At 63.4% G+C, this 24,887-nt stretch carries 24 protein-coding genes and 1 pseudogene; 9 read left to right on the top strand and 16 right to left on the bottom strand.

The features are described from left to right. The 9 genes from H8A95_RS29635 to H8A95_RS29595 all read right to left on the bottom strand — a co-directional run bounded on the left by H8A95_RS29635 (position 1) and on the right by H8A95_RS29595 (position 9,340). On the bottom strand, positions 1 to 1,233 hold the full coding sequence (locus H8A95_RS29635; RefSeq protein WP_229186417.1) for a DUF445 domain-containing protein: 1,233 nt from the start codon (positions 1,231 to 1,233) through the stop codon (positions 1 to 3). Positions 1,234 to 1,263: 30 nt separating this feature from the next. Beyond that, positions 1,264 to 2,103, bottom strand: coding sequence for an EcsC family protein (locus H8A95_RS29630; protein ID WP_229186416.1), 840 nt, complete (start codon positions 2,101 to 2,103; stop codon positions 1,264 to 1,266). Continuing rightward, complete coding sequence (locus H8A95_RS29625; protein ID WP_229186415.1) at positions 2,100 to 4,217, bottom strand: heavy metal translocating P-type ATPase; 2,118 nt, start codon at positions 4,215 to 4,217, stop codon at positions 2,100 to 2,102. Before H8A95_RS29625 ends, H8A95_RS29630 begins: the two co-directional genes overlap by 4 nt. A gap of 26 nt (positions 4,218 to 4,243) precedes the next feature. Beyond that, positions 4,244 to 4,801, bottom strand: a complete 558-nt coding sequence (locus H8A95_RS29620) for an HMA2 domain-containing protein (protein WP_229186414.1) — start codon at positions 4,799 to 4,801, stop codon at positions 4,244 to 4,246. Between the two features lie 148 nt (positions 4,802 to 4,949). Further along, positions 4,950 to 5,345 carry a DUF5132 domain-containing protein gene (locus H8A95_RS29615; RefSeq protein WP_229186413.1) on the bottom strand — a complete coding sequence of 132 codons (396 nt, stop codon included), beginning with the start codon at positions 5,343 to 5,345 and terminating at the stop codon, positions 4,950 to 4,952. A gap of 270 nt (positions 5,346 to 5,615) precedes the next feature. Then, entirely contained in the window at positions 5,616 to 6,785 is a 1,170-nt protein-coding gene (locus H8A95_RS29610) for a cytochrome P450 (RefSeq protein WP_229186412.1), read from the bottom strand. A 106-nt stretch (positions 6,786 to 6,891) separates the two neighbouring features. Beyond that, positions 6,892 to 7,689, bottom strand: a complete 798-nt coding sequence (locus H8A95_RS29605; protein WP_229186411.1) for a helix-turn-helix transcriptional regulator — start codon at positions 7,687 to 7,689, stop codon at positions 6,892 to 6,894. 270 nt (positions 7,690 to 7,959) lie between these two features. Continuing rightward, positions 7,960 to 8,322, bottom strand: coding sequence for a nuclear transport factor 2 family protein (locus H8A95_RS29600; RefSeq protein WP_229186410.1), 363 nt, complete (start codon positions 8,320 to 8,322; stop codon positions 7,960 to 7,962). Positions 8,323 to 8,431: 109 nt separating this feature from the next. Continuing rightward, the gene (locus H8A95_RS29595; RefSeq protein ID WP_229186409.1) at positions 8,432 to 9,340 is read right to left on the bottom strand and encodes a LysR family transcriptional regulator; all 909 of its coding nucleotides are present in this window, start codon (positions 9,338 to 9,340) and stop codon (positions 8,432 to 8,434) included. A 107-nt stretch (positions 9,341 to 9,447) separates the two neighbouring features. On the opposite strand from H8A95_RS29595, the gene H8A95_RS29590 reads away from it, so the two are divergent. Both H8A95_RS29590 and H8A95_RS29585 read left to right on the top strand, forming a co-directional pair. After that, positions 9,448 to 10,527, top strand: a complete 1,080-nt coding sequence (locus tag H8A95_RS29590) for an aromatic ring-hydroxylating dioxygenase subunit alpha (RefSeq protein ID WP_229186408.1) — start codon at positions 9,448 to 9,450, stop codon at positions 10,525 to 10,527. Between the two features lie 189 nt (positions 10,528 to 10,716). Next, a complete protein-coding gene (locus H8A95_RS29585) occupies positions 10,717 to 11,862 on the top strand; it encodes an alpha/beta fold hydrolase (RefSeq protein WP_420839470.1) in 1,146 nt (381 codons plus the stop codon). 91 nt (positions 11,863 to 11,953) lie between these two features. On the opposite strand, the gene H8A95_RS29580 is transcribed toward H8A95_RS29585, so the two are convergent. Then, positions 11,954 to 12,304 carry a RidA family protein gene (locus tag H8A95_RS29580; protein WP_229186407.1) on the bottom strand — a complete coding sequence of 117 codons (351 nt, stop codon included), beginning with the start codon at positions 12,302 to 12,304 and terminating at the stop codon, positions 11,954 to 11,956. Between the two features lie 121 nt (positions 12,305 to 12,425). After that, positions 12,426 to 13,877 carry a CDGSH iron-sulfur domain-containing protein gene (locus H8A95_RS29575; RefSeq protein ID WP_229186406.1) on the bottom strand — a complete coding sequence of 484 codons (1,452 nt, stop codon included), beginning with the start codon at positions 13,875 to 13,877 and terminating at the stop codon, positions 12,426 to 12,428. Between the two features lie 105 nt (positions 13,878 to 13,982). On the opposite strand from H8A95_RS29575, the gene H8A95_RS29570 reads away from it, so the two are divergent. Then, positions 13,983 to 14,330, top strand: coding sequence for a winged helix-turn-helix transcriptional regulator (locus tag H8A95_RS29570; protein WP_229186405.1), 348 nt, complete (start codon positions 13,983 to 13,985; stop codon positions 14,328 to 14,330). Positions 14,331 to 14,528: 198 nt separating this feature from the next. On the opposite strand, the gene H8A95_RS29565 is transcribed toward H8A95_RS29570, so the two are convergent. Further along, complete coding sequence (locus H8A95_RS29565) at positions 14,529 to 16,298, bottom strand: adenylate/guanylate cyclase domain-containing protein (protein WP_229186404.1); 1,770 nt, start codon at positions 16,296 to 16,298, stop codon at positions 14,529 to 14,531. A gap of 219 nt (positions 16,299 to 16,517) precedes the next feature. Between H8A95_RS29565 and H8A95_RS29560 the strand changes: the two genes are divergently transcribed. Next, the gene (locus H8A95_RS29560; RefSeq protein ID WP_229186403.1) at positions 16,518 to 17,489 is read left to right on the top strand and encodes an ABC transporter substrate-binding protein; all 972 of its coding nucleotides are present in this window, start codon (positions 16,518 to 16,520) and stop codon (positions 17,487 to 17,489) included. A gap of 87 nt (positions 17,490 to 17,576) precedes the next feature. On the opposite strand, the gene H8A95_RS29555 is transcribed toward H8A95_RS29560, so the two are convergent. The 3 genes from H8A95_RS29555 to H8A95_RS29545 all read right to left on the bottom strand — a co-directional run bounded on the left by H8A95_RS29555 (position 17,577) and on the right by H8A95_RS29545 (position 20,288). Beyond that, a complete protein-coding gene (locus tag H8A95_RS29555; RefSeq protein WP_229186418.1) occupies positions 17,577 to 18,497 on the bottom strand; it encodes an ABC transporter substrate-binding protein in 921 nt (306 codons plus the stop codon). 363 nt (positions 18,498 to 18,860) lie between these two features. Next, positions 18,861 to 19,991, bottom strand: coding sequence for a sterol desaturase family protein (locus tag H8A95_RS29550; protein WP_229186402.1), 1,131 nt, complete (start codon positions 19,989 to 19,991; stop codon positions 18,861 to 18,863). A 147-nt stretch (positions 19,992 to 20,138) separates the two neighbouring features. Then, entirely contained in the window at positions 20,139 to 20,288 is a 150-nt protein-coding gene (locus tag H8A95_RS29545) for a hypothetical protein (RefSeq protein ID WP_229186401.1), read from the bottom strand. 537 nt (positions 20,289 to 20,825) lie between these two features. Here H8A95_RS29545 and H8A95_RS29540 point away from each other — a divergent pair. After that, positions 20,826 to 21,185, top strand: a complete 360-nt coding sequence (locus tag H8A95_RS29540) for a hypothetical protein (protein WP_229186400.1) — start codon at positions 20,826 to 20,828, stop codon at positions 21,183 to 21,185. A gap of 68 nt (positions 21,186 to 21,253) precedes the next feature. Here H8A95_RS29540 and H8A95_RS29535 read toward each other — a convergent pair whose 3' ends face one another. Next, positions 21,254 to 22,912 carry an FAD-binding dehydrogenase gene (locus H8A95_RS29535; protein WP_229186399.1) on the bottom strand — a complete coding sequence of 553 codons (1,659 nt, stop codon included), beginning with the start codon at positions 22,910 to 22,912 and terminating at the stop codon, positions 21,254 to 21,256. Positions 22,913 to 23,190: 278 nt separating this feature from the next. Between H8A95_RS29535 and H8A95_RS29530 the strand changes: the two genes are divergently transcribed. The 4 genes and pseudogenes from H8A95_RS29530 to H8A95_RS29515 all read left to right on the top strand — a co-directional run. After that, positions 23,191 to 23,655 carry a hypothetical protein gene (locus H8A95_RS29530; protein WP_229186398.1) on the top strand — a complete coding sequence of 155 codons (465 nt, stop codon included), beginning with the start codon at positions 23,191 to 23,193 and terminating at the stop codon, positions 23,653 to 23,655. 182 nt (positions 23,656 to 23,837) lie between these two features. Then, the gene (locus H8A95_RS29525) at positions 23,838 to 23,993 is read left to right on the top strand and encodes a hypothetical protein (RefSeq protein WP_229186397.1); all 156 of its coding nucleotides are present in this window, start codon (positions 23,838 to 23,840) and stop codon (positions 23,991 to 23,993) included. An 18-nt stretch (positions 23,994 to 24,011) separates the two neighbouring features. Further along, on the top strand, positions 24,012 to 24,602 hold the full coding sequence (locus tag H8A95_RS29520) for an SCO family protein (RefSeq protein WP_229186396.1): 591 nt from the start codon (positions 24,012 to 24,014) through the stop codon (positions 24,600 to 24,602). A gap of 52 nt (positions 24,603 to 24,654) precedes the next feature. Then, positions 24,655 to 24,887, top strand: a pseudogene (locus H8A95_RS29515) (hypothetical protein); the annotation flags it as partial.

Genomic DNA, 24,887 nt, shown 5'->3' with positions numbered 1-24,887 from the left:
CTAGAGCCAGCGCGAGACGGAAAAGATCAACAGGCCGACGAGCCCTCCGACGACGGTTCCGTTGATCCGGATGAACTGCAAATCGCGTCCGACCTGCAGTTCGATCCGCATGATCAGGGTTTCGGTGTCCCAGTTCTCGACCACCTTGCGGATGAAGGCCGCGATCTCCTGCCGCCGCGATGCGACTGCACGCAGCGCGGCAACACGAAGCCAGCGGTTGATGCGGTCGCGCATGTCGGCATCGTCGCGGACCCGCGCGGCGACCGAGATCAGGGCGGTTTCGATGGCGTCTGCGATTGCGGCCGTGGTCGCCGCGGAGTTCAGCCGCGTTTCGATGGCTTGCCACATCGCGTCGATCTGCCGGATCACGGCGGGATTATCCAGCATGTTCTGCTTCAGCTCCTCGCCCCTGGCGAGGTATTCGGGATCGGTGGCGAGCCGATCGATCAGGCGCTCGATCTCGGCCTTGAGTTCGACCCGCCAGGGATGGTTCGGCTCGCGCATCTCTTCGAGCGTCTGGCTGATGCCCGAGATGACGCGGTCGGCGACGATGCCATCGACCCATTTCGGCACGAAGCGGTAGGAACGCTGCGAGACCTTCTTGCGGATGGTTTCCTTGTTGTTGGCAAGCGCTATGCTCCCGGATGTGATCAGGCGCTCGACGAGCGCCTGTGCGTCACCATGCGCCCACAACAGCGCCAGCACGCGCGATGCCAGCGGCGCTGCGGGAACGGCAGCGATCCCTTGCCGTGTCCGGCGGGTCAGGAAGGCGTTGAGGTCGGCGCTCGGCGTGGCCTGCAGCGCCTGATGGACCGCCGAGACCGTGCGCTGTGCCGCGCTGCGGGCGTGCGACGGCCGCTCGATCCATTGCGCGGTCCAGCCGGCAATGTCGACGTCGCGGATGCGATCGCCGACCACGCGGGGCGACAGGAAGTTGTTGGCGATGAAGCGGCCCAGCGCATCCGCGATGCGCTGCTTGCTCTGCGGAACGATCGCGGTGTGCGGAATCGGGATGCCGAGCGGGTGTCGGAACAGCGCGACGACGGCGAACCAGTCGGCGCAGGCGCCGATCATGCCGGCCTCGGCGAAGGCGCGCGGATAGGCCAGCCACGGCCAGTGCGGCTGGGCCATCGAGGTTGCCAGAAAGACCAGCAGCATGAGCACCAGCAGCGCTGTGGCGAGGGCTCGCATGCGACGGAGGTCGCGCAGCCTGGTGTCCTCAGGCGGAAGCACGGCGCGGATATCCAATTGCTGTCGAACGCCTCATGCCGTCGCGACGCCGCGCCGCGGCGCGAGCCCGGCCGCGATCACCGCATAATGTTGCCGAACGCCGGCGCTGCCATGGACCCGCTCCAGCCGGCGCACGGTGAAGTGCCCCTTCGCGATCTTCTGGAAATGGTCCATGAAGATGACGTTGACGGTCGCGCCGAACGCCGCGCCGATGATCGGGACCGCGCCGGCCGCGGCCTTATCCGAGACCACCAACCCGAACCGGGAGACGATTTCGCTGACCAGGTTGGAGATCACGGGGGCGGAGGCATCGACCGCGCCGCGCTCCAGGATGTAGGCGGCGGCATCGCTGGTGTATTTGCTGATCAGCGCGCGGGCGGCGTAATAGCCGACGTCGACATTCTCGTCGGTCCGCTTGGTGCCGTAGGCGAACACTTCGAGACAGGCGAGCCGTGCCTCGATGTTGGAGAGATCCTCGCCCTGGTGCCTTGCGATTTCGGCAATCGCGCGCAGCATCAATGTCGTCGTCAGGGGCAGTTCGACCGCCAGCGCACCGAAGCCGAACAGGCCGCTGACGCCTCCGGTTACGCCTGCGAGAAACGACGAAAAGGTGATTGCGGGTGTGGGGGGCGGCTTCTCGTCGAGCGTGTCGACGGCAACTTCCAGCCCCTTCATGACCGCCGTGCGCACCAGCCCGCTGAGCTGGCGATTGGCGGCCTTCGGCAAGAGATTGAGGACGCGATTGACGGGGATGCCCGCATAGTCGGCGATCCTTGCCGCGAGGTTGGAGCCCTCCAGCGTCTTGACTGCGGCTAAGAGCGCGGCGTGATCGTCGGGAGGGAGAACAACGAGCTGGGTGACCTCCTGGCTCATTGATACCGCAGAATTGGCCGTATGCCGTTGAAGCTCGCCAGGATCGCCGAGCCGTTGCTGATCAGTGCGGTGACTTCGGGTGTGATCAGGCCGCCGGGCAAAGCGAGGCCGAGCGCCAGCGTGTTGAGCGCGGCGACGATGGCATAGTTCTGCTTGATCAGGCTGACGGCGCCTTGCGAGATCTCGACCGCCTTGACAAGCTTCCACAGCGAATCCTCCATCAGGATGACATCGGCGGATTCGTGGGTGACCTCGGCGCCATGCTTCATGGCGATCCCGACATCGGCGAAGCTGAGCGCCGGGGAATCGTTGATGCCGTCGCCGACCATCGCGACCCTGCGCCCCTGGCGCTGCAGCTCCTGAATGACGCCGGCCTTGTCGGCCGGCAGCATGTCGGCGAAGTGCTCGGTCAACCCCAGATTCTCACAGACGGCGCGCGCCACCACCGCATTGTCGCCGGTCAGCATGATGCTGTTCTTGACGCCCAGCGCATGCAGCCGCTGGATCACCGAACGGCTCTCCTCGCGGATCTCGTCGGAGTAGGGCACGAGGCCTGCGAGCTTGCCGTCCACCGCGATATAGAGGCTCGAATAGCCGCGCTCGTCGAGCGCCGCGCGATCGAGGACCGAGGCATCGACCGCGATCTCGCTCTGGCGCATGAAGCGCTGGTTGCCGACATGGACGTAATAGCCGTTGACCTGGCCCTCGACGCCGAGGCCGAGGCGGTAGGTGGTCTCGTTGCACGGCGGAATGTTCACCGCGAGCTGCCGGGCCCGTGTGCGCAACGCTTCGGCGACCGGATGTTGCAGCTTGGTTTCGGCGGCCGCGGCAAGTCCGAGCAAATGGTTCGGCGTGATCTGCTTCTGATAGGAGATCACGTCGATGACGGCGGGCGTGCCGTGGGTGAGGGTGCCGGTCTTGTCGAACACCATGGTGTCGATCCCGGCGAGCTTCTCCATATGGCCGCCGCTCTTGATGATCATGCCGGTGCGGGCGGCCAAGGTCATCGAGGACAGCACCGAGGTGGGCGCCGCGACCCGGATGCCGGTGCCGTAGTCGACGATGACCAGCGAGAGGAAGCGGTTGAAGTCGCCCGAAACCATCGCGGTGCCGGTGGCAAGCGCCAGCGTCGGCGTCACCAGCCGATCGGCGAAGCGTTCGGCATGGTTCTGCATGCGGGTGTCGCCGATCGGCGCGGATTCGATCAGCCGCACGATCTGCCCGGCCGTGGTCGCCGTTCCGACGCGCAGCGCACGCAGCGTGATCTGGCCTTCGCGGATCACGGTGGCGGCAAAGGCGGCTTCGCCCTTGCCGCGATGCACCGGCAGGCCCTCGCCGGTGATCGTCTTCTGGTCGATGGTGGCGGAGCCGTCGATGATTTCGCCGTCGACCGGGATCATCTCGCCGGGATACACCACGACGATATCGCCGTTCTGCAGTTCGGCTGCGGGGATCGACACCACTTCGCCGTCGCGCAGCAGCCAGGCCGTCTTCGACTGGAATTCGAGCAGCTCGTTGATCGCTCGCCGCGAGCCCGCAGCGGTCAGGTCGCGGATCCAGTCGCCGAGCTTGATCAGCCAGGTGACGATGCAGCCGGCCAGCGGGTTGCCCTGGAGCATCGAGGCGCTGATCGCGAGCGTATCGAGCACATCGATGTTCAGCCGGCTCTCGTTCGCCCACACCTTCCAGGCACGCTTGGCGATCGGGACCGCATTCCAGAGCATCAGCGGCATGTTGACCGCGGCGATCACCGGGTTGGCGCTGAACGCCATGAACAGGGACAGCGTCGGCAGCGCCAGCGGCGAGCGCCTGGAGACCTCAGGTACGCTGGCGCGTGGCGGACCCGCGTCCTGCACGGCGCTTGCGCAGAGCGTCTTGAGATCGGCCAGGCTCATGCTCTTGAAGCTGTCCAGCAGCATGAGCAGCCGCTGATCGTGAGCCGGATCGTATTCCAGCACGAGGCTCGCGCAGTCGTAATTGATCCGCGCGGTCCTGATGCCGTCCTGCGCCCTCAGCCACCCGAGGCATGTCTCACCGAGCTTGCGATTTTGCCCAAGCGCAGGAACGCTCAGACGAATGCGCCCTGGCATGGAGTGGCAGAAGCGGAAGTCCATGAATTTGCACTCTCGCCCCTGGCGGATCAGGCCGTCGCGCCTTCCGGCTCTGCCTTTTCCGCGTCGCGCATGTTGGCCTGAATCATGTGGTTGAGTGCAAAGATCGCCAGCGTGACCCAAACCGGCGTCGCCGCATTGGCGCCGACCTCGAAGATGGTGAAGCCGGCAATGCCCGCGGCGAGCAGAATCTTCAGATCGACCACGTTTCCGGTGGCGACCTTGATCCCGTCGTCGAAGTCCTTGAAGAAATCGACGACGACCCTGGCCGTATGCGAATGCTCGGCGAGGTACTCGGCTTCCTGCCCGATCTTGGTCGCCAGGGCATCGATCTCGTTGGCCGGTGGCTTGAAGTGGCCGCCGGTGTGGTGCTCCAGCCGGCCGTGAAATTCGTCGTGCCGGTCGGTGTCGTAGTGCAGCACGATGCTCCCCGTCGCCGGGTTGACGATGACCTGCTCGATGCCGGGAATGACGCTGAAGGTCTGCTTGATCTGTTCGAGAAGCTCGGGGTTTTCCTTGGCCGACGGCACCTTCATGCGAATCCGGCCCGGAACCTGATGCGCAATCTGCAGCTTCATCTTGGTCATCGTAGTCCTCTAACAGCATTCGAACGCCGGCGCGGGACGTGCATGATGCCGTCGTCAAACACGATTGCCTGCAGCGCCGGTCTCACCATCGCACGGACGGTCGCCGGCACGTGTCGTCGCCTCGTATCCTGAGCGTTCGGCGCCCGGCTCAGGCCGCGGAGTGGGTCCGGCCCTCTGTCGCCGTCGCCTTTTCCTGCGCCTGGCCTTCGGCCTTCACTTCCGCGACGATGTCGTTCACCTGCTCATGCGCCTCGGCAAACATCTCGCGCGATTTCTGCGCGAATTTGTAGGTGCCGCGAACCGTGGACTTGAAGAGCGGGTTGAGCGCACCGGCCAGTTTCGGCAGGTATTTCGGCGCCGCGACTGCGGCGACGCCGAGTGCAAGTCCCGGCAGCAAGGCAGCTTCGAACACGGCAGCGCCCACAGCCACCACCGCGACAACCGCAACCGTCTTGTTGATGCCGCCGCCTTCCTCGGAATCCTGTTCGGGGGCGTCATGGTGGAAGGCGGTATCGTGACTGCTACCATTGGTATTCGGGTTCATCGGAAATCCCTTATGACCGCTCAACTGACTGCAGTTTCATCAATAACGGCGGATTGAAATGGATTCATGACACTTTGATAACAGTCGTCCGGCCCTTCGCGGCGGCACGGTGACGCAGCGCAGCAGGACGCAGATTCGCGGATCGCGGCCGCGCCCGCACGCGCGGTGGAACCCGCCGGCATTCATGCTTCGATGCGTCTGGCCGTGTTTACACAGATCGATCCGGCGCAAGCCAGACCCGGCGCTTTCCGGGTATCGGCGGCGCTTGTCCTACCGGTCCCACGTCACCGGCAAATCCAGCAGGCCGCGGAATGCCCAGCCGCCGACCCGGGCCGGCTGGCCGTCGATCAGGCGCAGATTCGTCAGCCGGTCGAAGATCGCGGGCAGTGCGACGTCGGCAACCATGGCGCGCGAGGCCCAGGCGCCGGCGCAGAAATGCGGACCGGCGCCGAACGCGATGCTCTTGCTGGCGTCGCGGCGGACGTCGAACCTGTCGGGCTCGCTGAAATGCTTCTCGTCCCGGTTCGCCGAGCCGAACATCAGGAACACGCGTTCATTGGGCTCGAAGGCGATGTCCCGGATCGTCCATGGCTTTGCGATCCGCCGCGGCGACATCCCGATCGGCGAGATCCAGCGCGCATATTCCTCGAACACCTGCAACCACGGGACCGTGCCGCCGGTCGCCAGCGCGAGCTGGTCGGGATGGGTCAGCAGCACCCATACCGAGCCAGCGATTGCGTCGCGCGGCTCGTTCTGGCCGCCCGAGATCGCAAGCTTGATGTTGGCGCGCACGCTCTCCATCGGCATGTCGGTTTGCAGCAGCACGCCGAGCAGGCTGAGGTCGGGCGTCTTGCGCAGCCTTGGCGCCATGTCGTCGATCGCAGCGTCGATGCCCGAGGTCGCCGCATGGCAGCGCGCCTCGATCGCGGGATCGCCGACGTAGTTGGCGATACCGTCGATCATGCCCTGCGACCAGGCGTTCATGTCCTGGAAGCGCATGTTGGTGAGGCCGGTGATCGATTTCAGGCATTCGGCCGAGAACGGCAGCGCGAAGGCCTGCACGAAATCGACCACCCCATCCGGCTTCAACTCGTCGAGGATGCGCGTTGCGTGTCCGGCGAATTGCGCGGTCCAGTGCGATCTGACGGTCTTCGGCGAGATCGCCGGGAAGATCGCCTTGCGCTCGTTCATGTGCGCATCGCCGTCCTTGCGCATCATGTTGTGGCCCATCAATTTGTTCATCAGCCCTTCGGGCTGGTGCGATGAGAACACGTCGATCTGCTTCTCGGAGACGAAGATATCGTCGCGGTTGCACAGCAGCGTGCTGCCGAGCTGCGGCACGAAGGCGATCGGCGCCTCCTTGCGCATGCGTGCGAGCGTCGGATAGGGGTCCTGCCAGAAGGCAGGGACGTCGATGTCGAAATGGGGAGCGGTGCTCACGACGTGATCTCAGGTTGGCCTCAGGTTTGAACCGAGCATAGGCCGGCAGGCACCGGCGGTCTGTCCCTACCGTTTGGGACAGAGAGGCCCATCGTTCAAGGCACCCTCAATTCAGCCGTCGTCCGGACGCCATCAGCCGCAGCGCGATCGCGAACAGCTCGTTCTGCGAGGAGATGCCGAGCTTGTCATAGGCCCGCTTGCGATAGGTGAGGGCGGAATGCAGCCCGATGCCGAGATCGGCCGCGATTGCTTCCGAGCTGAGGCCCGACAGAATCCGCAGGCAGACCTCCTGCTCGCGCCCGGTCAGTCTTGCCAGCGGCTCAGCGGTCGCGAACAGGGTCTTCAGCCGTTCGATCGGGTCGACATCCAGTACGGGCTCGCGCTGGAAGTGCCGCGCCACCGCTGCCGTCAACGCGGGCGCGACCACGGTCAGACGCGCGATCTGCTCGCGGCTGAAGCGGCCCTGCTCGGTGATCTGGTAGAAATTGACGTAGAAGCAGGTGTCACCGGTCCAGATTGCGGAGGCGAATTTGTCGACGATGTCGGAATCGTCGAAGAAGATCTTGCGGTAGCCGTCGCTGTACATGCGGCGGGCAAAGGTCGGCAGCACGATCGGCGCCGCCTGCGCCTGCCCTTCGAATACCGCATCGCGGTTCGGGTCGGCCTGATGGAAATGTTCGGAATAGGCGATGCCGAGATCGCGCCCGGTCGGGATGTTGCCGACGTCGAGCAGGCACGCGGCGGATCGCGGGCCCGTGAACGAGAACACCATGCAGTGACCGACACCGGCGACGCGGCGCAGCGTGCCGATCAGCGCCTGCGGAAAGCCGTCGCGGCCGATCGCCAGCAACGCCGGCGTGATGTCGCTGATAACAGAGCTTTTGAAGGCGAAATCGGCCTTCATGGTGTCCTCCCTGTGTTTCGGGAAGATTATCAGCGACATTGTCGGGGTGGAAGCGGCGACGTCCCATCTCTTCGTCATTCCCCGGTGCGCAATTGCGCACCTGTGGCTCGCGAAGCGAGAGCCCGGAATCCATCGGACCGCAAGCGCTGTGGTCGAATGGATTCCGGGCTCGACGCTGCGCGTCGCCCCGGAATGACGAGAGGATGTGGGTCGCGGCGGCCTGATGGATTCCGGGCTCTCGCTTCGCGAGCCCCGGAATGACGGAGTGCCTCAGGCGCCCGGCACCTGGTCGAGGAAGCCGGTGATGCTCCTGATCCGGCCGTCCTTCAGCATGGCGAAGTCGGTGCCCTTGATCGGGCTGTCGATGCCGTCGGGCCCGAGGCCCCAGGAGAAGCGGACATGGTCGCCGAAGCCGTTCGGCTCGCCGATCAGCTTGAAGCTGAAGTCCGGAAACTTCTGCTGCACGCCCGCGATCAGGGCGTCGACGCCCTCGTGGCCGTCGCCGCTCATCAGCGGATCGATATAGCGTGCGTCGGCAGTCCAGTTCTCGCTCAGCATCTCGCGGCGCCGGCTCGGCGTTCGCTCGTTCCAGAGGTCGATATAACGGCGGGCGATTGTGGCGTGATCGGTCATGGTGCTCTCCTTCTGCTGTGCCGGACTGTGCGGCTGTCCGGACTATCGAAGGTTTGCCTGCGCCGATCGATTACCTCTGACGTCATCGTGCGCGGAACGGCTACGCCGGTCACGGCCTGATATAGGCCTCCGGGTCGCCGCGCGCGTGCGCCTCCATCGCATCGAGGAAGCAGCGCACCTTGGCCGGGACAAATTGCCGCGCGGGCAGCAGCGCGTGCACGTTGAGCGGCTCGCAGGCATGGTCCGGCAACAGCCGCCGCAATTCGCCGGCCGCGACCGCGGCGCGGGTGTAGCTCGCGGTGACCCGCAGCACGCCGTGGCCGGCGAGCGCCGCCTGCAAACGGACATGGGCATTCGAGCTGGTGAGGCGGGCGCGATCCACCGCGAGATGCTCGACCACGCCGCCGGGCGCGGTGATCGCCCATGGCGGATCGCTGGGGCCCGTCAACAGCGGCAGCTGTCTCAATTCATCCAGCGTGCGCGGCTCGCCGAACTTCTCCAGCAGCGCCGGTGCCGCGAACAGGCCGCGCTCGAGGGTGAAGACGCGGCGGATCACGATGCCGGCCGACGGCAGCGGCGCCTCCAGCATCGCGAACACGATGTCGTAGTTCTCGGCGATCGGGTTGACGATGTCGTGCTCGACGTCGATCCGGATCGCGAGCTCCGGATAGCGGCCCATCACCGCGCAGGCGACCGGCCCCGCGTGATGCGCGCCGAATTCGTACGGCGCCTTGATGCGCAAGGTGCCCGCGACCGCGCTCGACATCGCCAGCGCCTCGCTATGGGTGTCGTGCAGCGCCGCGAACAGCGGGCGCACCTTGCGGTAGATGGTCTCGCCGGAATCGGTCAGCCGCAGGTGCCGCGTGGTCCGCTCGATCAGCCGCAGCCCGAGATTGGCCTCGAGGCGCTGCACCGCAGCACTGAGGCTCGATTTGGGATGTCCGAGCACGCGCGCGGCCGCAGTGAAGCCGCCATGCTCGACAACCTCGCAAAACAGCTCCCAGTCGCGCCATTCCATGGCCGATTGTCCATCCACCGGTACAGTGTGTCCAGCCAAATCGGATTATCCCGATGGCCGGGATCACTTAAACCTCATTGCAAGCAACATTGCATCGGGAGGGTGACATGGCAGTTCACTTGGCTGACGACGACGGAATTTTCCTGCGCAACGCCTGGTATGTGGCGGCGCTGAACCACGAGCTGATCGACGGCAAGAAGCTGGCGCGCACGATCCTGGAGCGGCCGATCGTGATCTATCGCGGCGCCAGCGGAAAGGTGGTCGCGCTCGACGACCGCTGTTGCCATCGCGCCGCGCCGCTCTCGATGGGGCGCGTCGAGGGCGACGACATCCGCTGCATGTATCACGGCATGAAGTTCGCGGCCGATGGCAAGTGCATCCAGATCCCGGGCCAGGACGCGATCCCCGCCAAGCTCGGCGTGCGCAGCTATCCGGTGGTCGAACGCTACAACATGATCTTCATCTGGACCGGCGATCCCGAAAAGGCCGATCCGAAGCTGATCCTCGACTATCCGCCGCTCGAAGATCCCAAATGGCGTGGCTTGCCGGGCTACATGCACTACAAGGCCAACTGGCTGCTGATCGTCGACAACCTCAGCGACTTCGCCCATCTCGCCTTCGTGCACACCAACACGCTCGGCGGTTCCGAGGAATACGCCTACAAGACCAAGCCGGTCGCGATCGAGAAGCTGGACGACGGCTTCCGTGTCGAGCGCTGGCACATGGGCGCCGATGCGCCGCCCTACCACAAGAAGGTTATCCCGAACAAAACCGATATGGTCGATCGCCGCAATGTTGGCCGCATGATCGTGCCGGGCATCTTCACGCTCGATACGATGTTTGCGCCGGCCGGGCAGGGCGCGGAGAAGGGCGTTCAGGTTCCGGGCACCCGGCAATATCGCAATGCGCAGTTCATGACGCCGGAGACGCGCTCGTCGACGCACTTCTTCTGGAACTATTTGCACGATTTCGACACCGACAATCCGAACATTTCGCTGTCGCTGCGGCATTCCCTCGAGGAAGCCTTCAACGAGGACAAGGATTTCATCGAGGCGCAGCAGAAGGTGCTCGACGCCGATCCGGACTATCAGTTGCTCGCGATCGGCGCCGATGCGCCGCTGACCTATTTCCGCTGGCTGTTCGCGCGCAGGCTCGAGGCGGAGAAGAGCACGGCGCGTGCCGCATAGTCGTTGCTACGATGGCTGTTGCCGCCCGGCGGCAGGCCGCGCCGGGATCGCGAGATCGTGACGTCCTGGCGTGGCTGCCGCTTCAGCGGGTTTGGCGTAGAATGATCAAATCGAATTCGTCGGTTCTTGAATAGGGGCAAGGTTTCGACCCGCCCCGGCTAGATCGTTCCGGTGACGATCAATCGGTGAATGAGCTTGCACGAAAACGACCGATCGGAAAGAGGTGCGAGCGCCGGCTGGGTGCAGGACGCCTGGCTGTGGCCGTTTGAAGCCACGCGATTGGCGCTGGACTTCTACTCGCAATGGTACCCAAACCGCGCGCCAGCGGATGCGCCGGGCGACGCGGCGTTGCCCTGGACAACGGCGCATTCGGTCGCGCTTCAACTGCCGTCGATGCGCCTGCTGGATTTTTCGAGTGCGGTCGAGGGCCCTCCGCTGCTGGTCTGCGCGCCCTATGCGTTGCACCGCGCGCAAATAGCGGATGTCGCCCCCGGCCACAGCCTGATGGAGGCGCTAAAGCAGGCGGGTATTGCGCGTCTCTATCTCACGGACTGGCGCTCGGCGGCACCCGAGATGCGATACTTCTCGATCGATACCTATCTGTCCGACCTCAACGTGGCCGTCGACGCGATCGGGCCCCCCGTCGATCTTGGAGGTCTCTGTCAGGGCGGATGGCTGTCCTTGCTCTATGCGGCGCGCTTTCCCGGCAAGGTGCGACGACTTGTGCTTGCAGGCAGCCCGTTGGATGTTTCGGTGCCGTCTGAGCTTTCCAGGATGGTCGCTTCGCTGCCCCAGCAAGGCTTCGAGGCGCTCGTGCGTCAGGGCGATGGCATTGTCAGTGGCAAGCAGATGCTGAAGCTCTGGAGTATCCCGTTCAGCCTGCTTGACGTGGAAGCGGCGCTGCAGCGGCGGCTCGACGTCAAGTCCGAGGATGCACGGGCGCTGCTCGACCGTTTCATGCACTGGAACAGCGATCCCCTTGATCTGCCGGGTACCTACTACCTTGAAGTGACCGACTGGATTTTTCGCCAGAACCGGATTGCGGCCGGACGCTTCGTCGCGCTTGGCCGCAAAATCGATCTTGCGGCGGTGAAGCTGCCGGTCTTCCTGCTTGCTGCGGAGAACGACATCGTCGTTCCGCCCGACCAGGCGTTTGCGACGATGCGGCTGGTGGGCACGCGACCCGCGTGGCTGCAACGAGAGACCGAGCCGTGTAGTCACCTCGGCCTGTTCATGGGCCGCAAGGCTCTTGCCGGTTCGTGGCGTCGAATTGCCCGCTGGCTTCAGTCTGATCTCGGCGAGACCGCGAGCGAGCGATCGCGGATCAGCGCGTGAGGTGTGAAGTGAAATGCCCCGAACTGCAATTTTGCAATCCGGGGCATCCGAGATCTATCGCGACAGCAAGCGTCGCGCTTAATCGTCGCGCCTACTTGGCGGCGACGACCATGATCTCGACATTGTACTGCGGCGCCGCGAGCTTGGCCTCGACGGTGGCGCGGGCCGGGGTGTTACCCTCCGAGACCCAGGCGTCCCACGCCGCGTTCATTTCGGGGAACGTCTTCATGTCGGTGATGTAGATCGTCGCGCTGAGCAGCTTCGACTTGTCGGTGCCGGCCTTGGCGAGGTGGCCGTCGATGATCGACAGGACGTCCTTGGTCTGGTCGGTGACGCTGCCGCCCGCGGCCTTGCCGGCCACGACGCCGGCGAGATAGACCGTGTTGCCGTGCACGACGGCCTGGCTCATGCGCGGGCCGGTTTCGAAACGCTGAATGCTCATTTGGGTCTCCACTTGAATGGCGGAAACTCTCTAGCCTGCCAGCGCGTCCGCCGCCACTGCGCAATTTGCAGCGCTGTTCACGGAAATCGCTCGAAATTGCTCCGAGGTCGCCTCGGCGCAATCAGGCCTGCGGGTTCAGCCCATTCGCCCAGCGCGCGAACAGCGCGATCCGCTCAGTCGGCCAGGCGCCGTCACACGGCATGGTGCCGGCCTCGAGCCGCGCCAGAATCTGCCGGCCATGCCTGGCAACATCCTCCTCCTTCCAGAGGTCGAAGGCGAATAGCATCGAGTTGCGGTCCATCGGCCGGAACAGCGGCCGAATGTGCTGTTCGAACTGCACGGCCTCGTCAGGGCTGGGCAGCGCCACGCTGACTTCGTTCGCGGCTTGCGCATCGCCCGCGCTGGCGGACGGCCGCGCGGCCGGCGTCGCGTTGCAGACCCACCACCAGCGCGGCACCGGCATGTTCGGCGGCGGCTTCGCGTCAGGGCCGGAATTCTCCACCGCGATGCGCGAGCCCCATTCGATATAGGCGACGAAGGCGGCGCGGAATTCCGGATCGGATGGCAGTCCGGCATCGTCGGCGCTCTGCACCATATAGGTGGCCCACAGCGCGCGTTGCTCCGGCCTGATCTCCTTGCCGATATGCTGCGACACCATCCGCCGATAGCCGCCATAGCGTTCGGTGTAGAATCTCGGCCCGCCGAACACTTCGCTAAGCCACGCCGCCACCCGTTCCGGATGGTCCGGCGACATCTCGGCGAATAGCGGGCCGAGCAGCGGGTCCTCCGGCACGTAGCGGCTGTAGAAAATGCGCGTCATGTCGAGCAGCGCCGGATAACCGCCGGCCCATTCGAACAGCGTCGGCTCGTGCAAGGGATCGGGAACGGGATCGTGAAACACGACGTTCCAGTGCATGCCGCTGCAGAACGGCTTGTTCAGCGACGAGCCGCAGCGGCACAGGCTGACGTGCTCCTGCGACGCGCCGGCGTTCTGTGCGATCGGCGCGCCATCCTCGTCGACCAGCGCGACATCACCGGTGACGCGATAGGGACCGTCCTTCGACACTTCGATCTGCGGCGGCCGGCTGACGTCGGACAAGTCGGTATTGCGCTCGGGGCCAATGCCGATGCCGAGCGCGCCGGACGGGCATCTGCGCACCGCGTTGACGAGGTCGTCGAGACGCGCGCCGCTCGGCGCGACGAAAGGCTCCTCGCCGAGATGGAACACAGAGTTGAGGCGATCGGTGCAGAAGCCGGAATGCGCGCAGGTGCCGCGATTGTCGAACACATACGCCTGTTGCCCTGCATAGACGTCCAGCTTGTCCGGCACGCGCCGCGAATCCTTGCCGTCGGCAAAGCCGCGCGCAACATGGCTGTCGTCGCAGAACGGCTTTGTCTGCGATTGTCCGCAGCGGCAGAGTCGCACCGGCGCCTCGGCCGCGATCGGTACGCCCAAATGATCGACGATCGCAATGCCGGGCTCGGGTTCGTAGGGCCCGTTGCGTCTGACGATGATGCGCCTGCGCGCCGCTTGCTGATCGCCTGAGCCTTGGACGGAATTGTCGTCTGTCATGCCTTGCAGTGATCCCTGAACTCGCCCAACCCGTGCGAAGCGTGCTTAGATGGATCGATGGCGGCGCTCAACGAACCAGATGGAAAGTGCCGCGGGAGAGTTGCGATGATCCGCAAGACCAAGCGCAAATATGGTTGCCCGGTCGAGTTCTCGATCGATCAGCTCAGCGGCAAATGGAAGACCGTGATCCTGAGCCGGTTGAAGGTCCGGCCGATGCGCTATGGCGAACTGCGCCACGACATCCCGCAGCTCAGCGACAAGGTATTGACCGAGCGGCTGCGCGACCTCTGCAATTCAGGCTTCGTCAGGCAGGAGCGCGGCGGCGGTTCATCGCGCTACTGCCTGACTAAACGCGGCGAGATGCTGAAGCCGATGCTCCAGGCACTCTACGATTGGGGCGAGGCCAACGCCGACACCTTCGGTGTCCGCTTCCTGAGTGCGGAGGTGGAGTAGAGCGTGTGCTCATAAACGCAACGAGACTCCTTCGGGGCTCGCGTCTGCTTAGCACCCAACAGCGGCGCGAGAGGCGACATTCCGGGACCTCCGCTTTGGGCCAAGATCGGAAGTCGCCATACGAAAACTTGACGACACTCGTCCCCACCCCCACGATATCTCGATAACATGGTGACCCTAAAACGGGCTAAGGGGTCGCTACGGTCGTCCCGATACGGAGATGACGCCTGTTGCAACGGTGAAAATAGGCACCGGCTGGTCGTAGCCCTTGACAGCGATAGCTCCCAGAGCCTGTAGCGGTATCTTTCCTTCGACCACCGTGGCAACGACCGCATCGACCAAAATCTGTCCGTCGGTTGCGGCTGAACACAGCCGCGAGGCAAGGTTCACTGCGCTTCCTATTGCGGTGTAATCGAGTCGGCCTTCATAGCCGATGCGCCCTACGGTGGCAGGACCCATGGCCAATCCAATTCCGAGGCCGATCCGGTGTCCATGCTTGCGCCAGCCGGCGGCCAGGCCCTGAACGACCGATTGCATTTCTATTGCAAGGCTGAGGGCCTCAAACGCCGGATCGGGACAGCTCATGGGAGCATTGACTAACAGCATGAGGCCGTCGCCGGCAAAGCTTGTCAATGTTGCCCCCCGACGATCGATGATCGCTCCCACGGCCTCGTGATATGCACCGAGCACCTTCATGACGGTCTCGGGTTCGGCGCGATTCGAAAACGCCGTGAAGCCGCGAAGGTCGGCGAAGACAGCCACCACTTCGCGACGCTGACCCTCAAGCAAGGCATCGTCGCCGGATCTTTCGACAAGGTCGGCAATCTGGGGTGCCAGGAAGCGCTTCAAGCGATTGATGCGATCCGATTTCTCCTTCGAAAGGCCTAGTTCGCTTGCCATCTCATTGAAGCGGCCAGCCAGTTGCTCGAGTTCATCACCTGTTGAGATGGCGATGCGGTGATCGAACTGTCCGGCACCAACAAGCTGTGCACCTTCTTCGAGCAGCCGGATCGGGCCGGTCATTCGTCGCGCCAGCCAATACGCGAGAACGATGGCAATCAAGGTGCCGATGACGACCAACAGTAGGGAGCGCCAGAGCGCGGAGCGGATCGGGGCGAACGCTTCAGCGGCCGGCTGCTGGACAACTACCGTCCATCTAAGGCTGGGGATTTTCGCGGCCAGGGCAACGACGGGATCACCCTCGATATCTTTCGTTTCGGCGGCGGAGCCGTTGGATTTGGCGATATCGTCTCGGAGACGATTGAATGCACTGGCTGTCGCGTCCCCGCGCAGGACAAGACTTATATCGGGGTGAGCCACCAGACGGCCCGTGTCATCGATGACGAAGGCCGCGCCAGTCTCGCCGATCTTGATGGTGGTGACCACGTCCCAGATCAGCTTGAGATTGACATCCGCAATGGCGAACCCGGTCGCTTGCCGGTTTCCGCTCACAGCAATGGTCATGTGCGGCTCCGAGCCGCGCTGATATCGGACAGGGCCGTACCACACCTTGGACGCACTCCCGCGCAACTCGGCCACGGCCGGGTCACTTGGAAGATTCGCCGCTTCGCCAACGCGGTTTATCGCCAGGCGGGATACCATCGCGTGCTGGACGCCTGCTCCATCGAACAGCGAAACCGAGGAGATGGCCGGCACCTGCCGCAGCAGGCGCTGAGCATCAACTTTGTGCTGTTCGTCCTGGCCTTCCGTCCAGGGAAACTGCACGAGCCATCCAAGCTGGTCGCGAATGCCATCGGTGAAGGTCTGAATCCGATCGGCGGCCGATCGGGATTCCGTCCTGAGGAGTTCGGTGAGATGAACGCGCTGCTCGCGATAGCCAAACCAGGCTTCCCCCATCGCTCCCAACGCCAAGGGCAAAACCACGGCAATGAACAGCGTGAAGAAATATTTGACAAAAAGCGTCCGGTGCGGCTTCGGCACGTGGAGTACCTTTTGAAAAAGCAGCATTCCGACCTGATACTACCACGACATCGTGCCAAAGCAGGCTCACGCTATGTCCGAGCGGACCATCGAGCCGGCCAGTCCCGCCCCACGGCGAGCAGCCCTCACAGACGCCAGTTCCACGGCCAATATCGGCCGGGACGGCCTTGGCCCCAGGCTCGCTGAACCTTTAAGGCGCTCAAAGAACCCACTGTAAAGCCACGTCCGTTTGGAGGCGGCGCGAAAATGCATCGACGCGCATTCCTTGCCTCGACATTAGCCGCGACCCTTGTGCCGCAGTCCTTGGCGGCGCAATCCACGGAGAGGGCCCGTCGCATCGGCTGGGTCACCGCTCAAACGGCGGCAAGCCTTGCGCCCTATGTTGAGGCATTCCGCCAGGGCCTCAGCGAGCGCGGCTACAACGAAGGACAAACCCTTACGATCGAGTATCGCTACGGCGAGGGGATCGACGGTCGTGTACCTGAACTCGCCCGCGAACTGACGCGGTTGCCGGTCGACCTCATCGTGGCACAGGGAACAGCAGCATTCGAACTTCCTCCGCTCGATCTGCCTGTCGTATTCGTGATTAGCGCGGACCCCGTTTCCTCAGGCTTTGCAGATAGTCTCGCGAAGCCCCGCGGCAACAAATCCGGCCTAACCTTGATGGCGGTAGAGCTGAACGGAAAGCGGCTCGACCTGCTCAAGGAAATAGTCCCGGACCTGCGTCGTGTCGCAATTGTTGGCAACCCCGAGCATCCCGGCGCGCATCTCGAGCGCGGGTTTTCCGAAGAGACCGGACGGCAGCTCGGACTCCGGATCGACTACTTCCCCACCGAAACTCGGGACAAGCTCGCGGACTCCCTGGCGAGGATGGCCGACGATCCGCCGCAGGCGATTTCCATTCTTGCCGACGGCTTTGCGATTCAGAATCGGAAGACGATCATTGATTTCGCGATGAGCAAGCATATACCGGCCATATCCGGATGGCCAATTTTCGCCCAAAGCGGGGCGCTCTTTACTTATGGTCCGAAGCTTACGGAATCGTACCGGCGACTCGCTTATTATGTCGATCGGATTTTGAAGGGCGCGAACCCTGCCGATCTTCCAATTGAACAGCCAACAACGTTCGAGTTTACCATCAACATGCGTACCGCGAAGACGTTGAATCTGACCATTCCATCGTCGCTTCTGGCGAGTGCCGATCGAGTAATTGAGTAAGTGAATTGATGGCTCGCACCGTGCAGCCGCGGCAGCGAACCGACCCGATGGGCCTTTCCAGACTTATGCACGGCAGCATCGCATACGTTATTCGATCACCTCATCCGCGCCTGCAACCAACACGGGGGTTGGCTCTAACCCGAGCGCCTTGGTCGTTTTCAGATTTATCAGGAGTTCCAATCGTGTTGAAAGCTGCACAGCGAGATTGGCCGGCTTCTGTCCGTTCAGTATTCGCCCGGCGTAGACGCCCGCACGATAATAGGAATCCTTAATGTCGCCGCCGTAGCTCATTGTGCCGCCAGCTGCCACGAAGTCTCGATACTGATAGATGGCCGGAAGCTTGTATTCGAGGGACTTTGCACCCAACGCCGTGGCGCGGCTCGTAAACAGCGGGTCCGTACCGATAACCATTCCCGCGATTGAGCCGGCAGCGTTCTTGAACGTCGCCTCGATCTCCCTGTCGGTGCTCGCGTGAAAGATAGTCAGCTTGAGACCCAGGACTTCGGCCGCCGCTGTCACTCCGCTCTCAACTGAAGGCGTTAGGGGATTCGTCGGATTCGTCAGTAGCCCAAGCGAGGTACTGCTCGGCAAAAGCTCGTGCAGCAGTTCTAACCGTTTCGGCGCTGTATCGACGTTAATATGTGCCGCGCCCGTGACATTTCCGCCCGGGCTATTGAGGCTGGTCACCAGCCCGGTCCTGACAGGGTCGCCGCCGATTGCAAACACGATGGGAATGGTCGAAGTCGCCGACTTTGCCGCCAACGCAGATGGTGTTGCTGCCGCCAAGATCAGGCTAACTCTTCGCTCAGTTAGCTTGGTCGCCAGCGCAGGGAGCCGATCATAATGATCATCTGCCCATGCGTATTCGAAGCCAACATTCCTCCCTTCGAAATAGCCCGTTTCGCCCAGCCCTTTCCGGAAGGCGGCTATCATTGGACCATAGTCACCAGCCGTTGAGCTTCCTAAGACACCGATAACCGGGAACGCCTGCTGTGCGCGGGCGTTCATCTGCGGCAACGTGGCGGCGCTCCACAGTACAAGCCTGATGAACTCTCGCCGCCGCATGTGTCCACCCTTCAAAGGACAGGCCTATTGATCGCGAGACTAGCACTCTGCGGCAGGCTAGTCGGGGTAATTAAGGAACCCCGGCGTTCAGTGCATCTCCGGCTGGCCAAGCGCGTGAACGGCAAAGCATGCGCTGACTCGGGAAGTCCGAATTGGGCCAAAGGCAGACATCAGCCGCAGCCCCAGCTGTGTCCGCTACAGACGTCGACTCGGACATGGGCCGCGCGCTCCGCCCGGTCGCCCACCCGATTTTCCCCAGTGAGCAAACACGCTGCGACTCTCATGCTGGCAACAGTGGAACAGGCTTCATGAGTTCCGATGTTCGAGGAATTCCTTCACCGGCCCGACGAAGGGGTGCACGAACTGGCCGAGCATGCCGCCGGGGATCGGCTTCACGGTACCGTATTTGACCGGCCAGCGGTCTTTAGGCAGGTGCCAAGTTCCGCCCAGCATATCGAACAGCGGCGTGTGTGCCGCGTAGTTCTTGTCGATGGCCTCGGCGTCCGACGCGTGGTGCCAGTGATGGAATTGCGGCGTGACGATTACGTACCGCAGCCAGCCGACATCCATCTTGATGTTTGAATGAATCAGCACCGATTGCACCGAGATGAAAATAAGATAGGCGAAGATCGTGTCCTGCGGGAATCCGAGCAGGACGATCGGCACCAGCACCAGGGCACGCGTTGCCAATGGCTCGAGGAAATGGAGGCGCGATCCCGAGAGCCAGTCCATGTGTTCGGGTGAATGATGGACAGCATGGATTCGCCACAACCACGGGATCTCGTGATAGGCGCGGTGGGAGATGTATTCGACTGCATCGGCCGCCAGGATCACCAGCACGAAGCGGACGATCGCCGGCAGGGCCGCGACATGCGCCTGCAGTGACGGGCTGATCGCCCAGGCGAAATAGTCATGGGCAAAATGTGTCGAGACCACCAGGAAGACGCCGATCAGAAGGTGGTTGACGCCGAAATAGGCGAGATCGAGCCTCCAGCCGGGGCTGAGCGGCCCTTGCTCCGGCCGCACCCGTGGGAAGACCCACTCGAGCAGCACGAATGCTGCGCCGGTGAAGAATAGATCGAGCACCAGCCAATCGAGGCCGAGATATACGCGCGGCTGGAGAAAATCCGGTGTCGGCACGTAGGGCCCGCCAAGCAGCGTGGCGAGGAAAAGCGCGCTAAGGCCGATCGTAGCGCGCACCCGCGGGCCGCCAAGCACGATCCCGACGACGCCGAGCCAGGCACCGACGACCATGGCGATCGCGAGGGTGAGGCGGAGCAGCTCGACGTCGTAATGGACGCGCAGCTCAGGCGTCGTGAGAAAGGCGGGGTAGCGCAGGCATAGCACCGCAGCGACGCTGAGCACGCCGACCGCGGCGCAGAGAGAACTGCCGATGCGCCCTTCGCCGATGCGCGGCCTTGAACTTTCTTGAGCCATCAACGGTCTCCCAACAAAGACTCTCAAGCGCATCAGCATAGCGCGAGAGTTTTCTCCAATCCAACGCTAGGGTGCGTAGATAGCCGACAAGAGTTAAAATTGCCAAAAGTCAAAGTCCGCAATGGGCCCCGAAGCGGACGTTAAAGATCAGTCTTTCATGCCATCCAGACCGGGATGATCTTTGTAAATGTTGTCCTGAAGCATGTTGTCTATTCGAGCGATGATATCGCCGACCGATGTCCTTAATCTCAGAAGCTCACTTGCTGGAGCAGCTTCTTCGGCGAGCGTGAGCGCCAAGGATAACTCCTCAATGGCCCGCTCTCCGTGCTGTTTAAATCGTGTGGCTGATTTCGCGTCCATAGAACCATCTCGCGGGAACGGTACCTGCCGTTGCAAATGGCAGCATACCTGCCTTTAGACCAAGAAGCCTTGGCCAAACAGCTAGAGCGCTACTGTTCCGCTAATGGCCCAAAAGCGGTAAGGTCCTGGGCGCACCGACGCTTTGCGACTTGGAATGCGTCGGTTGTAGAAGTCCGCAACGGCTTATGCGACGTCCTTGGGACGAGGGATGCTTGGGGGCGAGGGACACTTGCGACATTTCGGAATATTAGAAGAATGCCCCTGAGTTGCCCGACGTGTCAAGTGGCCTGGTCGAACGCCCGTCACCGCCGGCTACTTTGCATGGGGTTGTTTTCGATATTTTGGCCGCGCCCCCTTGCGCCGGTTCCAGGATTTCATGCCGCGCTGGACTGATTGGATTTCCGGCCGGAACCATAAGCGAGGAAAGCTCGTTGTCGCGGGATGTGTTGGGGGCAATCAACACAAGGAATGCTCATGCGCATCCGCATCTCTACGGCGTCCATCATCGTTGCGGCGCTCTCGCTTGGAACACCTGCCTGGGCGCAAGTGCAGGGAACGCAGCCGAACACGCCGTCGCAGGCCCAGTCTGATCAACCCGCCACGATCAAGACCATCCAGGTCGTGGACGTGAAGGAGCTGAAGCCCGAAGTCCGGTCAAGGGTCGAGGCTGTCATCGCAAAGGCAAGCGAAGAAGACCTGAAGAGCCTGCGGGGTTCCATCGACGCCTCCACGGAAGCGACATCCGCGCTCAAGGCGAAGGGACTGAGCTCGGCACAGGTTGTCGCTGTCAATCTCAGCAACGGCATCCTCACACTCTTCACCAAGCTGGCGTGAGCGCTGGGATAGCTTAACGAAATTCGGACCCAATGATAAGAGCCCGCCGGTTCAAACCCGGCGGGCCTTTAACTCACCGCCTTCGCCGCCGCGCGCCCGGCATTGCGGCCCGAGAACAGGCAGCCGCCGAGGAACGTTCCCTCCAGCGAGCGATAGCCGTGCACACCGCCGCCGCCGAAGCCCGCGGCTTCGCCGGCCGCATAGAGCCCGCGGATGATCTGGTGATCCCTGCCGAACACGCGCGAATCGAGATCGGTCTCGAAGCCGCCGAGCGTCTTGCGGGTCAGTATGTTGAGCTTCACCGCGATCAGCGGGCCGTGCCCGGGATCGAGGATCCGATGCGGCTTCGCGGTGCGGATCAACCTGTCGCCGATATAGCGCCGTGCATTGTGCAGGTTCATCACCTGCGCATCCTTGACGTAGGGATTGGTGATCTCGCGGTCGCGCGCCTCGATCTGAGTCTTGATGGCGTCGAGCTGCAACAGGTCGTTGCCGGCGAGCTTGTTCATGGCGCTGACGAGGTCGGCGATGTTATCGCGCACGATGAAGTCGGCGCCGTGCTGCTTGAAAGCCTCGACCGGCGCCGGCGCACCCTTGTTGGTGGCGCGCTTGATCGTCATGCGCCAGCTTTTTCCGGTGAGGTCGGGGTTCTGCTCCGAGCCCGACAGCGCGAATTCCTTCTTGATGATGCTCTGGGTCAGGATGAACCACGAATAATCGTAGCCGGTGCCCATGATGTAATGCAGTTGCCCGAGCGTGTCGGAGCCCGGGAACAGCGGCGCCGGCAGCCGCTTGCCTGACGCGTCGAACCACATCGACGATGGCCCCGGAAGAATACGGATGCCGTGACGCGGCCAGATCGGGTTCCAGTTCTGGATGCCCTCGACGTAGTGCCACATGCGATCGCGGTTGATCAGCCGGCCGCCCGCTTGCTCGGTGATCCCGATCATGCGGCCGTCGACATGCTCCGGCACGCCGGAGATCATGAACTTCGGCGGTGCGCCGAGCCGCTGCGGCCAGTTCTGCCGCACCAGATCATGATTGCCGCCAATGCCGCCGGAGGCGACGATCACTGCCTGCGCACGCAGCGAAAAATCGCCGACGACGTTGCGCGAGGAACTCTTGCCGCGCTCGACGGCCGATGGTTCGAGGATCGCGCCGCTCACGCCATCGACCGCGCCGTTGGTGACGTTGAGCGCATCGACGCGATGACGGAACTTGAACACCAGCCGTCCGCTCCTGGCGGCCTCGCGCGCGCGCCGCTCGAACGGCTCGACAATGCCGGGGCCGGTGCCCCAGGTGACGTGGAAGCGCGGCACCGAATTGCCGTGGCCCATCGCGTCGTAGCCGCCGCGCTCGGCCCAGCCGACGACCGGGAAGATGCGATGGCCCATCGCGCGCAGCCAGTCGCGTTTCTCGCCTGCTGCGAACGCGACATAGGCTTCGGCCCATTTGCGCGGCCAGTGATCCTCCTCGCGATCGAAACCCGCGGTGCCCATCCAGTCCTGCAGCGCGAGCTCGACCGAATCCTTGATGCCGAGCCGGCGCTGTTCCGGCGAATCGACCAGGAACAATCCGCCGAACGACCAGAAGGCCTGGCCGCCGATGCTCTGTTCCCCTTCCTGGTCGAGCACGATGACGCGCTTGCCCGCGTCGGCGATCTCGGTTGCGGCGACCAGACCGGCAAGCCCGGCGCCAATCACGATCACATCTGCGTCGTCAGCCATTTTGATTTCCCCCGTCCCGCCGGAATTCAAGACCGCGTCGTTGCGCGCGGTCAACGCCAAATGGACCTTGCCTGTGGCGGCGAGGCACCAAGTTGTTGCGGCAAGTTGTTCCAGTTTGGGACCTTTTCCACGCTCCACTGCAGCGTGGGCGCAACACCTAATTTGAATTTGTTTTGACCGGCTTCACTTGTCTGGACAAAATTCCGCGGCCGCAACACGCTCACGATTGTCTTGCATCACAGACCAAACAGATTCGGTTTCGACTGGGGCTGGCCAAAATGAAGTTGATGACGGGGTTGCTCGCTGCGGTTCTCCTGCTGGCGGGAATGGGGGCGTCTCAAGCAGTGGTCAGGATCGCCGACGATCGCGGCGGCAAGATCGGCGTCTATGTCGACAGGTATCAAGACCTGCGCACGTCGGGCGAGACCGTGATCATCGACGGGCTGTGCGCCTCGGCCTGCACCATCGTGCTCGGCAAGGTTCCTCACGACCGGATCTGTGTGACCTCACACGCCAGTCTCGGCTTCCATGCGGCCTGGGACTACGGCGACAACGGCCGCCCGGTCCCCAATCCCGAAGCCACCCATATGCTGTACCTGATGTACCCGCCGGCGATTCGCAGATGGATCACGGACCGCGGTGGCCTGACCCGGCGCATGATCTTCCTGCAAGGCAAGCAACTGCAGGCGCTGTACAAGCCGTGTTATCTCAACGCCCAGGCCTCGGCGAAGCCCGAGCATTGATCTGCCGGTCTCGGCTTGGCGTCCTCACTCGTCTTGGCCGGCAACCCCGGCATGGCGGGGCAAGCACCGGAAACCGCCTCGCTATCATTTGACGGCCTGCGACCGCCATTGCGCTTGCTGCCTGCCGGAACCCGGCCTATCTCAACCTCATGGTTCAGCCGATCTCCACCCGATCCGAGCTCATGACGGCTCCGCAGGGCCGGGTGGCGTCGGCGATCCTGTGGGGCGCCGCCGGCATCGGCGGATTGGCCCTGCTTGCCGCTGCCGCGCTCTGGTTCCACTACGGGACCGCGGTGTTTTTCGAAATGATCACGGCCGGCATCTCCGCCTGCTTCTGACAAGGACGCCCTTGCATCATGCCCCGGACCACGCGCCCATTGGTGATCTTCGCTGCCTTCGCGGGCAGTCTGGCGGTCGGCCTGTTCCTCATGCTGTGGGCGGTCGGCGGCTTGCGCACCGTCGCCGCGCCGGCCGCGATCGGCGGGCCGTTCCAGCTGACCGACCAGGTCGGCCAGACCGTCACCGACAAGAACCTTCAGGGCAAGCCGACGCTGATCTTCTTCGGCTTTACCCATTGCCCGGACATCTGCCCGACCTCGCTGTTCGAGATTTCCGAGGTCCTGAAGGCGATGGGCAAGGATGCCGACCGCGTGAATGCCTATTTCGTCTCGGTCGATCCGGAACGCGACACCGCCTCGGCGATGAAGGACTACCTTTCGAGCTTCGATCCGCACCTCAAGGGCCTGACCGGCGATCCCGCCGCGATCGCCAAGGTGCTGTCGAGCTATCGCGTCTACGCCAAGAAAGTGCCGCTGAAGGATGGCGACTACACGATGGATCACACCGCGCTGATCTATTTGATGGACCGCGACGGCCATTTCGTCGCGCCGTTCAATCTGAAACGGACGCCGGAAGAGGCCGCGGCCGATCTCAAACGGTATCTCTGATCGCTATTTCCGGTTGAGAAATAGCCCAATCGGCGCTCGCATCACGCGCCGGATGGTCTATAAGCCGTTCAATTTCCTGAAATTGCCGGTTATGCCAAATTTGCCTGCCCAGCCCTTTGCCGTCCGCTCGCGCCAGTTTCGCCTGGCCGCGGGAATGATGGCAGCCGTCGTGCTTGTCATGGGGGGGCCTGCGGTCGCGCAGACGCCTCCGGCACAGGCCCCGGCTGCAAAGAACGCTCCGGCTCCGGCCCCCTCCACCAAGGCGGCCCCTGCACAAGCGGTGCC

It is taken from the genome of Bradyrhizobium oropedii, assembly GCF_020889685.1.
Classification (GTDB): Bacteria; Pseudomonadota; Alphaproteobacteria; order Rhizobiales; family Xanthobacteraceae; genus Bradyrhizobium; species Bradyrhizobium oropedii.
This window is presented reverse-complemented; position numbering and strand designations above follow the sequence as displayed.

Excerpts from the sequence above, each read along its gene's own strand:
- H8A95_RS29570 (WP_229186405.1), top strand. The coding sequence starts at position 13,983 with ATGATCCGCAAGACCAAGCGCAAATATGGTTGCCCGGTCGAGTTCTCG.
- H8A95_RS29600 (WP_229186410.1), bottom strand. The coding sequence starts at position 8,322 with ATGACCGATCACGCCACAATCGCCCGCCGTTATATCGACCTCTGGAAC.
- H8A95_RS29625 (WP_229186415.1), bottom strand. The coding sequence starts at position 4,217 with ATGGACTTCCGCTTCTGCCACTCCATGCCAGGGCGCATTCGTCTGAGC.
- H8A95_RS29595 (WP_229186409.1), bottom strand. The coding sequence starts at position 9,340 with ATGGAATGGCGCGACTGGGAGCTGTTTTGCGAGGTTGTCGAGCATGGC.
- H8A95_RS29555 (WP_229186418.1), bottom strand. The coding sequence starts at position 18,497 with ATGAACGCCCGCGCACAGCAGGCGTTCCCGGTTATCGGTGTCTTAGGA.
- H8A95_RS29615 (WP_229186413.1), bottom strand. The coding sequence starts at position 5,345 with ATGAACCCGAATACCAATGGTAGCAGTCACGATACCGCCTTCCACCAT.
- H8A95_RS29605 (WP_229186411.1), bottom strand. The coding sequence starts at position 7,689 with ATGAAGGCCGATTTCGCCTTCAAAAGCTCTGTTATCAGCGACATCACG.
- H8A95_RS29550 (WP_229186402.1), bottom strand. The coding sequence starts at position 19,991 with ATGGCTCAAGAAAGTTCAAGGCCGCGCATCGGCGAAGGGCGCATCGGC.
- H8A95_RS29580 (WP_229186407.1), bottom strand. The coding sequence starts at position 12,304 with ATGAGCATTCAGCGTTTCGAAACCGGCCCGCGCATGAGCCAGGCCGTC.
- H8A95_RS29535 (WP_229186399.1), bottom strand. The coding sequence starts at position 22,912 with ATGGCTGACGACGCAGATGTGATCGTGATTGGCGCCGGGCTTGCCGGT.
- H8A95_RS29520 (WP_229186396.1), top strand. The coding sequence starts at position 24,012 with ATGCCCCGGACCACGCGCCCATTGGTGATCTTCGCTGCCTTCGCGGGC.
- H8A95_RS29630 (WP_229186416.1), bottom strand. The coding sequence starts at position 2,103 with ATGAGCCAGGAGGTCACCCAGCTCGTTGTTCTCCCTCCCGACGATCAC.
- H8A95_RS29530 (WP_229186398.1), top strand. The coding sequence starts at position 23,191 with ATGAAGTTGATGACGGGGTTGCTCGCTGCGGTTCTCCTGCTGGCGGGA.
- H8A95_RS29620 (WP_229186414.1), bottom strand. The coding sequence starts at position 4,801 with ATGACCAAGATGAAGCTGCAGATTGCGCATCAGGTTCCGGGCCGGATT.
- H8A95_RS29575 (WP_229186406.1), bottom strand. The coding sequence starts at position 13,877 with ATGACAGACGACAATTCCGTCCAAGGCTCAGGCGATCAGCAAGCGGCG.
- H8A95_RS29540 (WP_229186400.1), top strand. The coding sequence starts at position 20,826 with ATGCGCATCCGCATCTCTACGGCGTCCATCATCGTTGCGGCGCTCTCG.
- H8A95_RS29585 (WP_420839470.1), top strand. The coding sequence starts at position 10,717 with ATGAGCTTGCACGAAAACGACCGATCGGAAAGAGGTGCGAGCGCCGGC.
- H8A95_RS29590 (WP_229186408.1), top strand. The coding sequence starts at position 9,448 with ATGGCAGTTCACTTGGCTGACGACGACGGAATTTTCCTGCGCAACGCC.
- H8A95_RS29525 (WP_229186397.1), top strand. The coding sequence starts at position 23,838 with ATGACGGCTCCGCAGGGCCGGGTGGCGTCGGCGATCCTGTGGGGCGCC.
- H8A95_RS29565 (WP_229186404.1), bottom strand. The coding sequence starts at position 16,298 with ATGCTGCTTTTTCAAAAGGTACTCCACGTGCCGAAGCCGCACCGGACG.
- H8A95_RS29560 (WP_229186403.1), top strand. The coding sequence starts at position 16,518 with ATGCATCGACGCGCATTCCTTGCCTCGACATTAGCCGCGACCCTTGTG.